The sequence below is a fragment of the Pseudomonas brassicacearum subsp. brassicacearum genome, assembly GCF_008801605.1.
In the GTDB taxonomy this organism is placed as follows: domain Bacteria; phylum Pseudomonadota; class Gammaproteobacteria; order Pseudomonadales; family Pseudomonadaceae; genus Aquipseudomonas; species Aquipseudomonas brassicacearum.
In genome coordinates, this window is record NZ_VZPJ01000001.1 from 293,586 (window position 1) to 305,348 (window position 11,763).

General features: G+C 60.6%; 8 protein-coding genes. 6 read left to right on the forward strand and 2 right to left on the reverse strand.

What is annotated here, in order from left to right; translation table 11 throughout:
• Positions 1 to 315: 315 nt before the first annotated feature.
• The 3 genes from F7R20_RS01285 (at position 316) to F7R20_RS01295 (ending at position 3,951) form a co-directional block, all read left to right on the forward strand.
• Positions 316 to 2,178 carry an ATP-binding protein gene (locus tag F7R20_RS01285; RefSeq protein WP_003200884.1) on the forward strand — a complete coding sequence of 621 codons (1,863 nt, stop codon included), beginning with the start codon at positions 316 to 318 and terminating at the stop codon, positions 2,176 to 2,178.
• 88 nt (positions 2,179 to 2,266) lie between these two features.
• Complete coding sequence (locus tag F7R20_RS01290) at positions 2,267 to 3,505, forward strand: porin (protein ID WP_003200882.1); 1,239 nt, start codon at positions 2,267 to 2,269, stop codon at positions 3,503 to 3,505.
• Positions 3,506 to 3,516: 11 nt separating this feature from the next.
• A complete protein-coding gene (locus tag F7R20_RS01295) occupies positions 3,517 to 3,951 on the forward strand; it encodes a type 2 periplasmic-binding domain-containing protein (protein WP_033028094.1) in 435 nt (144 codons plus the stop codon).
• Between the two features lie 13 nt (positions 3,952 to 3,964).
• Here F7R20_RS01295 and F7R20_RS01300 read toward each other — a convergent pair whose 3' ends face one another.
• Positions 3,965 to 6,337 carry a putative bifunctional diguanylate cyclase/phosphodiesterase gene (locus F7R20_RS01300; protein WP_003200877.1) on the reverse strand — a complete coding sequence of 791 codons (2,373 nt, stop codon included), beginning with the start codon at positions 6,335 to 6,337 and terminating at the stop codon, positions 3,965 to 3,967.
• 354 nt (positions 6,338 to 6,691) lie between these two features.
• Here F7R20_RS01300 and F7R20_RS01305 point away from each other — a divergent pair, with 354 nt between their 5' ends.
• Both F7R20_RS01305 and F7R20_RS01310 read left to right on the forward strand, forming a co-directional pair.
• Entirely contained in the window at positions 6,692 to 7,702 is a 1,011-nt protein-coding gene (locus F7R20_RS01305; protein WP_032833217.1) for a response regulator, read from the forward strand.
• Between the two features lie 3 nt (positions 7,703 to 7,705).
• Entirely contained in the window at positions 7,706 to 8,659 is a 954-nt protein-coding gene (locus F7R20_RS01310; protein WP_003200873.1) for a GGDEF domain-containing protein, read from the forward strand.
• A 161-nt stretch (positions 8,660 to 8,820) separates the two neighbouring features.
• On the opposite strand, the gene treA is transcribed toward F7R20_RS01310, so the two are convergent.
• Positions 8,821 to 10,449 (reverse strand): alpha,alpha-trehalase TreA, encoded by a 1,629-nt coding sequence (treA, locus tag F7R20_RS01315; RefSeq protein WP_003200871.1) that lies wholly within the window; start codon positions 10,447 to 10,449, stop codon positions 8,821 to 8,823.
• A 300-nt stretch (positions 10,450 to 10,749) separates the two neighbouring features.
• On the opposite strand from treA, the gene F7R20_RS01320 reads away from it, so the two are divergent.
• The gene (locus F7R20_RS01320; RefSeq protein ID WP_003200869.1) at positions 10,750 to 11,760 is read left to right on the forward strand and encodes a zinc-binding alcohol dehydrogenase family protein; all 1,011 of its coding nucleotides are present in this window, start codon (positions 10,750 to 10,752) and stop codon (positions 11,758 to 11,760) included.
• The last annotated feature ends 3 nt before the right edge of the window (positions 11,761 to 11,763 follow it).

Genomic DNA, 11,763 nt, shown 5'->3' on the forward strand with positions numbered 1-11,763 from the left:
AGAGCAAACGCTGAATAACCTGTGGCGGGCGGAGTTGTGGGAGCAAGGCTTGCCCGCGATGGAGTCGACTCGACTTCAGGAGGGCCACGTCACCTTCATCGCGGGCAAGCCTTGCTCCCACAAAACCCCCTCGTCACAAAGTCCTCAGTATCCCCGTCAATCGCCCCCCTTTGTACATTGGCATGCAGGTTTTGTGGTCTATAGTTCCTGACAGATCCAGAGTTTCGCTCGGGCCATAGGAGCAACACCCCCTCGAGCCGTAACCATGTCGGATGCCCACCAGCCTTCGGTAGTGAATAATGCAGGGAGCACACCATGCCGATCCAGCGGCCTGAGACACTGAGGTTGGCCCCTGGCCCTGCCCATCATCCAGCGATGGATGGCGATACCGAGGCCGGCGTGTTTCGGTTCGGCTTCGACCAGGCCAAGGAAGCCTACATTCTGTTCCCATTGCTGGCCGCGCTGCTGTTGCTGGCCATCTGGGCCGCGACCCTGTACCTGATCAAGGTTGAACACGCCCGCGCGCAGCAGAGCGCCGCGACGGCAAGCCTGGAGATGGGCGCCACCTACGAAGCGCAAATGTTGCGCGCCATTCACGAAATCGATCAAACCCTCAAGTTGGTCAAATACACCTACGAAGCTGAGGGTGAGCCCAATCCCTTGCGCCGTCTCCAGGAGCGGGCCTTGTTGCCGCCGGCCTTGGTGTTTGACGTCAGTGTGGTCAACCCGGACGGCAGGCTCGTGGCGAGCACGCGGACCAACGACCGGGAAAATATCGCGGACCCGGATGAGCAACAAACGCTGCGCCATAGCGACTCACTGTCCATCAGCCACCCGTGGAAAAGCCCTGTCACCGGGGAATGGCGCTTGCGCTTCAGTCGGCGACTCGACGCCGCGGATGGCGGGCTTTCCGGGATCGCCAGGGTCGAGGTCGATGCCGCCTACTTCGTCAGCAGCTACGACGCCTCGAAACTCGGCGACCAGGGTGCGCTCGGGCTCCTTGGCACCGACGGCATCTTCCGCGTACGGCGCACCGGGGAAACGGTACTGGCCGGCGATACGGTCGATTACAGCGCCGTGGTGCCGGACGCCGAAAACACCGAGGCCGTACTCTCGGTCAATGGATGGGACGGGGTGCGGCGCTACACCAGTGCCCGCCAGCTCTACGACTTTCCGTTGGCGGTGATTGTCGGCTTGTCCGAGCAAGAGCAACTGGCCGCGGTGAACCAGCAAGCGCGCACCTATCTCTGGCGCGCCGCGGGCGGCAGCCTGGTGCTGGTGTTGTTGGTGGGCCTGCTCGCCCGGATGAGCTGGCAACTGGCGCAGAGCCGTTTGCGCGCCGCCGAAGCCCAGACGCAACTGGCCGCGGCCGCCCGCCAGGCCGGCATGGCCGAAATCGCCACTAACGTCCTGCACAACGTGGGCAATGTGCTCAACAGCGTGAATATCTCCGCCGACCTGGTCACCCGCAAGCTGCGTACCAGCAAGGCCTTGGGGCTCGGCAAGGCGGTGCAAATGATGAACGAGCATGCCGAGGGCCTCGGCGACTTCATCTCCCACGACGAAAAAGGCAAGCTGCTGCCCGGCTACCTGAACCAACTGGTGGACGCGCTGGCGGTCGAGCAACAGAGCATGACCGAGGAACTCGGCCAACTGACTAAAAGCGTTGACCATATCAAGGAAATCGTTTCCGCCCAGCAATCGTATGCGGGCACCTCCACCATTGCCGAAACCGTGCAGATTAAGGAACTGATCGAGGATGCCCTGCGCATGAACGCCGGCATCATCGCGGCGCGCCAGATAACCGTGGTGCGAAACTTTGCCGAAACGCCCTTGCTGCTGTTGGACAAGCACCGGGTGCTGCTGATCCTGGTCAACTTGATAAAAAACGCCAGCAGGGCGATGGATGACAAGCCGGAGCTTGCCCATCAAATCATTCTTCAGAGTGAGATGCACCCAGGAGACACCCTGGTGATCAAGGTCATCGACAATGGCGAAGGCATCGCGCCCGAGAACCTGACACGGATCTTTGCCCACGGCTTTACCACGCGCAAGGATGGTCATGGTTTTGGTCTGCACAGCTGCGTCCTGGCGGCCATGGAGATGGGTGGTTCGCTGGAGGCCCACAGCGAAGGCCCGGGAACGGGGGCGACCTTTACGCTCAAATTGGCGATCTAGGCTACGCTTCGGTGGTTTCACGCAGCTTCAGCCAACGTTACAAGGAACAGACGAATGGCGATCCATGCAACGAGGTCACGTTGACCCTATGGCGACAAGACCCAATACCCTGGCCCTGGCCGTCATGACGCTGTATGCCGGCGGCGCCAGCGCCGACACAGCCGATACGTCGATGTTCTCGCTGAGCAGCTTCGGCACGGTGGGGATCGTCCACTCCAGCGAGAAAAAAGCCGACTTCACCTCCAGTATCTTCAAACCCAACGGCGCAGGTCATTCACGCAACTGGAGCGCCGACGTCGACAGCCTGATCGGTGCCCAACTGACCGCTACGTTCACCCCGCAGCTGTCGGCCGTGGTGCAGGTCATTTCAGAGCAGCGCTACGACAACAGCTACCGGCCCTTTGTCGAGTGGGCCAACATCAAGTACCAGTTCACGCCGGACTTCAACGCACGCATTGGCCGTACCGTATTGCCGACTTTCCTGGTCTCCGACACTCAAAAGGTGGGCTATACCCTGCCCTGGGTGCGGGCGCCCATGGAGGTCTACAGCCTGATGCCGATTTCCAGCAGCGACGGCATCGATGGCAGCTACCGGTTTCATATCGATGAAATCACCGATACCGTGCAGGCTCACTACGGTCAGACCGACAGCCGACTGCCTGACGGTGCCGGCAAAGCACTGGCGAGAAATTTCTGGGGGATCACCAACACCACTGAGTTCGGCGTCCTGACCACGCGCATCACCTTCATGAAAGCCGACCTGACCCTGGAGCAGTTCAACTCACTCTTCGATACGTTCAGGGAGTTTGGTGCAGAAGGCATCGCCATCGCCGATCGCTACGACTCCGATCACACGCCCGTCGAATTCTTTGGAGTAGGCGCCAGCTATGATCCGGGTGATTGGTTCGTCATGAGCGAATGGGGGCGTCTGGATAGCCGTTCTGGCCTCGGCAGGACCAGCGCCTGGTACATCAGCGGCGGGTACCGCATTGAAGCGTTCACCCCCTATGTCACCTACGCTCGGTCCAAGACCGAAACAGAAGTCTCCAGCCCGGGCTTGACGACATCGGCCTTGCCACCGGAGCTGGCGGGTGCCGCCGCGCAGCTCAATGGTGCGCTCAACTCTGTCCTGGGCTCCAACGAAGGCCAGCAGACCCTTTCCCTGGGCGTGCGCTGGGATTTCACCAAGAACATGGACGCCAAGCTGCAATACGATCACACACGTTTCAAGGGTAACTCGGTCGGTCCGTTGATCAACCCCCAACCGGACTTCGAGCCTGGGGGCTCATTCAACGTCATCAGCCTAGCTGTCGATTTTGTATTCTGATGGAGCGGGACATGTGGTTTGTGAGGCTCATCGGATTCGCCGTAGCGGGACTCGCCATGTGCGCAGCCAGCGCTGCCGTCAAGGCCGACGTGGTTGTGGTCGTCGCCACGTCCAGCCCGGTGAAAGCGCTCGCGCGTAATCAGGTGGCGGATATTTTCCTCGGCAAGACCAGTCGTTTCCCCGACGGCGGACAGGCTACTCCCATTGACCTGACGGAAGATTCGCCGACCCGCGATGAGTTCTACACAACGTTCACAAGCAAGTCCGCCTCCCAGCTCAAGGCGCACTGGTCGAAAATCATCTTTACCGGCAGAGGCCAACCGCCCCTGGCTGTTTCAAGCAGTTCGGAGGTCAAGAAGCGTGTCGCAGAGAACCCCGGCACCATTGGCTATATCGATGCTCGGGAGGTGGACGGCAGCGTCAGGGCGCTGCCGCTTGACCCGTAATAAGCGCGGGCCTTTACGTATCGAGATCCGTGTCAGCCGCCTGAGCTTGCAGCAACACCTTGAACTGATCGGCGGGAACCGGTTTGTTGAAGTAGAACCCCTGGAATTCGTCGCAGGCATTGTCGCGCAGGAAATCGGCCTGCTCCTTGGTTTCCACGCCTTGGGCCACCACGGTCAGGCTGAGGGTCCGGCCCATGGCGATAATGGCCTCGGTCAAGGCTTTGTCCTCCGACACGCTGCTGGTATCGCAAATACACGAGCGGTCGATCTTGATGACGTCGAGCGGAAACTGCTCGAGGGCAGAGAGCGAAGAATAGCCAATGCCGAAATCATCGATGGCGATGCGGACCCTCAGGTGTTTGAGCCCGGTCAACACGCTCAACGCTCTCTTGACGTCCTGCATGAGCAGGCTCTCGGCGATCTCCAGCTCCAGCAGACGTGCATCCATACCGGTTTCGGCCAATATCTCAGCCAGGTCCGTAAGCAGGTTCTCATCGGCAAACTGCCGTGCCGTGAGGTTCACGGCGACCCCCAGGTGCGGCAATCCCTGTTGCTGCCAGGCCATGTTTTGCTGGCAGGCGGTCTTGAGTACCCACTTGCCGATCGGCACGATCAAACCGGTCTCTTCCGCGACGGGGATGAACTGCATCGGTGCCACGATACCCAGGTCCGGATGATTCCAGCGCAGGAGCGCTTCCATGCCGGTAATGCGGCCACTGCCGATATCTCGCTTGGCCTGGTAGTGAAGCTGGAACTCGTGGCGCTCCAGGGCGTGGCGCAAGCTCAGCTCCAGCGTCAACCGTTCCAGTGAGTCCGCGTTCAGCTTCGCGGAGTAGAACTGGAAGTTGTTCTTGCCACGTTGCTTGGCCTGGTACATCGCGATATCGGCGTTTTTCTTGAGTGTCTGCTCGTCCAGGCCATCCTGTGGAAAAACACTGATGCCGACGCTGGCGGTCACCCGGAACTCCTGACCCTGGAGGTTGAAAGGCCGGGCAATGGCACCCAGGATTTTCTGGGCAGTGGTTGCCACGTCCTTGTCATCGGACAGCTCCGGCAGCAGGATCACGAATTCGTCGCCGCCCAATCGGGCCACCGTATCGCTGGTGCGCAGGCACGCCTTGAGTCGCAGCGCGACCTCCTTGAGCAATTGATCGCCAGCATCGTGCCCAAGCGTATCGTTGACTTGCTTGAAGCGGTCGAGATCCAGGAACAGCACCGCCAGTTGCCGATGATAACGACTCGCCTCGCCAATGCTCCGGCTCAACAGCTTGCTGAACAGACTGCGATTGGGCAACGCCGTAAGGCCGTCGTGATAGGCCAGGTACTCGACATTTTCGGCGTAGGCGACTTTCGCTTCACCAGCGCGCAGGCGGCTTTGCAGCAGTTGCCAGCTCATCCGGGCAAGCAGCCCCGCCAACAACACCAGCAACAGGCTGCCGCCCGCGGTCCGCCAGAGGTAGGTGCGCGCTTGCCGCTTCACCGTGGCCAGCTGTTCTTCTTCGGATAAGCCGACAATCACCGCCAGCGGAAAATCGTAGAGCTGACGGGCGCTGATATAGCGCCGCACACCGTCCGGTCCGTTGATCAAGCGTACGGCTTCAGCGTTTTCAGTGTCTGGCACCACGACGGCGTAATCGACCTCGTCGCCCGCCGATATCGCTTCCCCGCTGCGCCGTGCCCGAAAGACACCGTCGATGCCCAGCAGACCGAGCAAGCCCTGATTGCCAAGCTTGGAGGTGTCATAACTGCTGACGAAATAGGCCGCATCGACTTCGACCATGGCGATCCCGGCGAATGCGCCATCCCCCGTGTCGAGCCGTCGACTGAAACGCAACTTCCACTCCCCCGTCGCCGGGCTTTTCCACGGGCGGCTGATCGACAGTGCAGTGTCACGCCCCACCGTTTGCAGCTCATCCTTGGCGATCCGGTTTCCGACCTCGCTCGACTGGGTGCTGGCGACGACCAGGCCACTGGCATCGACCACGCTGACATCAAACAAGTAGGGTGAAGGCAGCAAGGCGCGGGCCTTGAGCTTGGGCAGCGGGTTTGGCTCGCGCTCGGACTCGTAGGTGTACTTGACGAGCTTGAGGGTCTGATCGATTTCACGCACCGCCCGTAGGATCTGCGCTTCGTAGGTGGCTCCGATTTCCAGGCTCGCCTCGGCAATGCCCTGCTGCGCGCGGGCCTGTTCGAACTTGATCAGGTACAGGGTGCCCGCCCAGATGACCGACAGCAGGAGAACCGCCAGCAGCGGGAACAGAATGTAGGCTTCCTTGACCTGGTCGAAGCGGCGCCGAAACAGATCGCTCGTCGCATCGGACAAGGCGTTTTCACGAGGGGCAACATCCTGGGCCGACGTCAGTACACTCGCCCGTTGGATCGCCATGATGTGCTCCCTGCATTGTTCACTGCTGACGGCCTGCGGGTATCCGACGCGGCAACGCTGCGAGGCGTCCGTGGTTCCTGATCGCCGGCACTGAAGGATTCCGGACCTGCAGAAAACTATAGACCACAAACTGCGTCTGCCACTGCCAATCGGCACGTCGTCCGTGGCTTTGCGCTGGTTGTAATGACGAAGTGCAGTTGACTCCCCTGACTTATTGGTCCAGTTTTTAATACAACAGTGTCATGCAGGTCTTTCATGCACGACGCAATGCCTGATAAATCCCGTTCGTTAATCAAAGGGCCCCTGCCAGCCTATGAATGATGTACGTAGGACCTCCCCTGCCATTGAACGCCAATGGATGCCCCTGTGCCGTTGATTCCCCTGGTTGTGTGTGACGACTCCAACATGGCGCGCAAACAGGTTTTGCGCGCGCTGCCGACAGATTGGCCGGTTTCGGTCACCGAGGCGGTCAACGGGCGCCAGGCCATGGACGCCATACGCCAAGGCCTGGGGCAAGTGGTGCTGCTCGACCTGACCATGCCGGAGATGGATGGCTACCAGGTGTTGAGCGCCTTGCGCGCCGAGGGATTGCAGGCGCAAGTCATCGTGATTTCCGGTGACATCCAGGACGAGGCGGTGCGCCGCGTGCTTGAGCTGGGCGCGTTGGCGTTCCTGAAAAAGCCTTTCGACGAAAACGAACTGCGCCAGACCCTCATCCGGGTGGGGCTACTGACCCAATCCGGCCAGGTGCCGCTGCAGAATCGTTCGGCCACGAACACGGCCATCAGTTTTCACGATGTGTTCCGCGAGACGGTCAACGTGGCCATCGGCCGGGCAGCGGCCCTGATCGCCAAGGTATTGGGGGTCTTTGTGCAGTTGCCGGTGCCGAACGTGAACATTCTCGAGGTCGGGGAACTGCATATGGCGCTCAACGACGTCGGCAGCTCCCAGCAACTCACGGCCATCTGCCAGGGTTTCATCGGCAGCGGCATCGCCGGCGAAGCCCTGCTGATATTCCATGACTCGGAAATCGCTGACATCGCGCAACTGATGCAGCGCGAGAGCGCCGATTATTCGGACCTGGAAATGTTGCTGGACCTTTCCAGCGTCTTGATCGGTGCGTGCCTGAGCAGCATTGCCGAACAGATCGATGTGGTGTTTTCCCAGGGCCATCCGCAAATCCTCGGCCAGCACGCGGCCATCGAGGACCTGATCCAGGTCAACCGCAAGCACTGGAAAAAGACCCTGGCAGTGGAAATCAGCTACAGCCTGGAAGGGCACGATATTCGCTTCGACCTGTTGCTGCTGTTCACGGAAGACTCCATCGAACGGTTGACCCACAAACTCGCCTATCTGATGAGCTGAGCCATGAACGATTCCATCGATCTGAACGAGTTTCACTGGTTGCTGGCCATCGTTCAGAGCATCGACGTCGGTGTCGTGGTGCTCGACCGCGAGTACCGCGTGCAGGTCTGGAACACCTTCATGGAGAACCGCTCCGGGGTGCAGCCCAAGGACGCCCACAATCAGCATTTTTTCACTCTGTTCCCTGAAATCGATCGCCAATGGTTCAGCCGCAAGGTGGAAAGTGTCGCAACCCTGGGCACGCCGGCGTTCACGGTCTGGGAGCAGCGCCCGTACCTGATTCGGTTCAAGAGCTACCAGCCGATCACCGGCCAGGAAGCGTTCATGTACCAGAACACCACGCTGTTGCCGCTGCGCTCGCCTGACAACACCATCAAGCACATTTGCCTGGTGATTTATGACGTCACCGACGTCGCCACAAACCGGCATCAACTCCAGGCCGCCAATGCACAGCTGCAAAAACTCTCCAGCACGGACCGACTGACGGGGTTGTACAACCGTGGTCACTGGGAGGCCAACCTGAAAGCCGCCTACGCCCGGCATCAGCGCTACGGCCATGCATTGAGCCTGGTGATGCTCGATATCGACCACTTCAAGCGGGTCAACGACACCTACGGTCACCAGGCCGGCGACAAGGTCATCGAGCATGTCGCCGGGCTACTGCGCGAGCATGTGCGCGACGCCGACGTGGCCGGGCGTTATGGCGGTGAAGAGTTCGGCGTGGTGCTCTCAGACACCGACAAGGCCGGCGCGCAGATTTTCGCCGAGCGCCTGCGCAAGGCCGTCGAGACGCTGGAAGTGCACTACAACGACCAGGCCATCCGCTTCACCATCAGCCTGGGAGTGGCCGACCTGAGCCAACCCTCGAACGACCACGCCGACCTGATCGCCAGGGCGGACCAGGCGCTGTATACGTCGAAGAAGAGCGGGCGCAATCGGGTGACGGTGCATGAATAGCGAGCCCACCTTCCTACTAAGGTGATGATGCGACTTGACCACACCGCACATCCCCCTGTGGGAGCGAGCTTGCTCGCGATAGCGGTGGTTCAGCAACATTGAGGGTGGCTGGCACGCCGTCATCGCGAGCAAGCTCGCTCCCACAGGGATGTGTACGGCATTCACTTGCCCACTAGGGTTGGGGGAGTCGCGCCATATTTACCCAGCAGTTTGAGCGTCACCCCGTTTGTCCAGCCGAAACCGTCCTGCAGTTCATATTCGCCGCCTCCCCCGCCGTCACCGCGCCCGGACAGATCGTATTTCTCCACCAGTTTGTTTTCCTTGCGGTAAAGGTTCTCGACCTGCTGCAAGAAGCGGCTGCCAATTTGCTGCGCCAGGGCGGTTTGCCGGTATCGGTCCAGCCCCTCCACCGCGACCCATTGCAACGGTGCCCAGCCATTGGGCTCGTCCCACTGCTGGCCATTACTGACCTGGGTGGTGGCGATGCCGCCGGGGCGCAACAGGCCGTCACGTACCGCATCGGCGGTGCGATTGGCATGTTCGACAGACGACAGCCCCGTATACAGCGGGAAAAGCGTCGCGGCCGTGAGCTGCTGGCGTGGCTGGTTGCGTTGCCAGTCGTAGTCCACGTAGAAGCCTTTGTCGGCATTCCACAAGTGCTTCTCGATGGCACGCTGGCGCAGTTCGGCGCGCCGGCCGTAAGCCTGGACGCAGGGGCTGTTGTGCACCGTCTCGCAGGCTTTGGCGATGGTGTTTTCCAGATGATAGATCAGGCTATTCAGATCCACGGGCACGATAGCGGTGGTGCGAATGCTCGCCAGGTTGTGGCCATCGTCCAACCAGCGCGAGCTGAAGTCCCAGCCACTTTCGGCGCCAGCGCGCAGGTCACGCCAGACCTCCTCCCTGGGCCGGTCCGGCGCCTGCTCGGCGGTGTTGACATCTTGCAGCCAGGATTCCTGTCGAGGCGTCGGGCTGGCATCCCAATAGCGGTTGAGCACACTGCCATCGGCGAGCTTGACCACGTGCCGCTCAGCCGTGCCGGGCTTGAGTGCCTGGGCGCCCTCCATCCAATAGGCATACTCCTTCTGCAACTGCGGCAGGTATCGTCCATAAGCCTGGTCGCCCTCGATACGCGCCTGCAACTCCACCATGTAAGCAAAGAATGGCGGCTGCGACCGGCTCAGGTAGTAGGTGCGATTGCCGTTGGGAATGTGGCCGTAGGTGTCGATCATGTAGGCAAAGTTGTCGGTCATCTGGCGGACCTGGGCCTTATCACCGCTCTGCTCAAGCCCCAGCATGGTGAAATACGAATCCCAGTAATACATCTCGCGAAAGCGTCCACCGGGCACCACATAGGACTGCGGCAGCGGCAACAAGCTGCTGTAGGCCGGCACCTGGCTGTAGGATCGACTCAGTACCGGCCAGAGGCTGTCGATGTGTGCCTCGATCGGAGCACCGGGCTTGGGAGCCGGGCTTCCGGCTTCGCCGGACTCGATGAAGTTGTCTTTCACGAAAGCCTTGATATCGAAGCCATCGCTGTTACGTCGGGCCAGGTAATCGGCGCGAATCTGCGCCGGATCACGGTTGGGCAGTGCGTCCACGAAATGCTTCTGGTCAGTGAACACCTGCCCGCGTTGCACCGCTTCAAAGAGTTCTGGATAGGCCTGATCGGGGGGGAGATTGGCCCGTCCTTGGGCGTCAGCGTAGCTCCATTTGGCGGGCGGTTGGCTTGAACAGGCCACGCACAGCAGCGCGGCAAAGGAGAGGCTGGCGAGATCGATAGGTCGCATCAGAGGGTCCATCCTGTTTTTCGTTCCTGATAAACGAGTGACCTGTCGGGATGGACCTGGGTTCACTCAAGATGCAGCGCCGGGCGACGTCCAGATTGAATTTGGTCAGTCCAATCAATATTTTTATTAATTGGTCTTGCCAATATTTTTTACGGCGTGTAGTTTCGGGCCAAGGTCATCGGTGCAGGTCACTGCCCGCCTACAACAAAAAAAGAGCCCCGGTCCCGGCAGCCGTGCGCTCACAACCCTCCTCCCGCCTGCAGGCAGCCACTGCCCGTACGCCAGCCAAGGAGCATCAACATGCTGACTGTCATCTGTAACGAACCCGGCTCGTTAACCGCCATCGAACGTGAAAAGCCCCTCAGGAAACCGGGAGAGACCCTTATCCGGGTCAAGCGTGTCGGGGTCTGCGGCACCGACCTGCACATCTTCACCGGCAATCAGCCGTACCTCGAATATCCGCGCGTCATGGGCCACGAGTTTTCCGGGGTTGTCGACGAGACGGACAGCGCCAGCGACCTCGCCATCGGTGATGTTGTCTATGTGATGCCCTACCTTTCCTGCGGGACATGTATCGCCTGCCGCCAGGGCAAGACCAACTGCTGCACCCGCATTCAAGTGCTGGGGGTTCATTGCGATGGCGCGTTCACTGAGTACCTGAGCGTTCCCCACGAGTTCGTGCACAAGGCTGTGGGTGTTTCCCTCGATCAGGCGGCGATGATCGAGTTCCTGTCCATCGGCGCCCACGCTGTGCGGCGCTCAAATGTCCAGTCGGATAAACGTGCGCTGGTGGTCGGCACCGGCCCGATCGGCATGGCCGCGGCGATCTTCGCCAGCCTGCGTGGGGCGCAAGTCACCGTCCTGGATACCCGTGAGGATCGTCTTGCGTTCTGCAAGCAACACTTGGATATCCACGCCGCCGTGCACATCGGCGAAGGCGACAAGCAGACCCTGGCTGAACTGACAGGGGGTGATTTCTTCGACGTGGTGTTCGATGCCACCGGTAACGCACGGGCCATGGAACGCGGGTTCGAGTTCATCGCCCACGGCGGCACCTATGTGATGATTTCGGTGGTGCGCGACTCCATCACCTTCTCCGACCCTGAATTCCACAAGCGCGAAGCCACGCTGATGGGCAGCCGTAACGCCACCCAGGAAGACTTCCGCCACGTCGAGCAATGCCTGCGCGACGGATTGATTCCGGATGCGGCCCTGAACTCCCACCGACTGACCCTGGGCGACGTGGCCGATTCATTCTCCACATTGCTCGACCCCAGCCAGGGTGTCGTCAAAGCCATCATCGAGTGCTAGGAA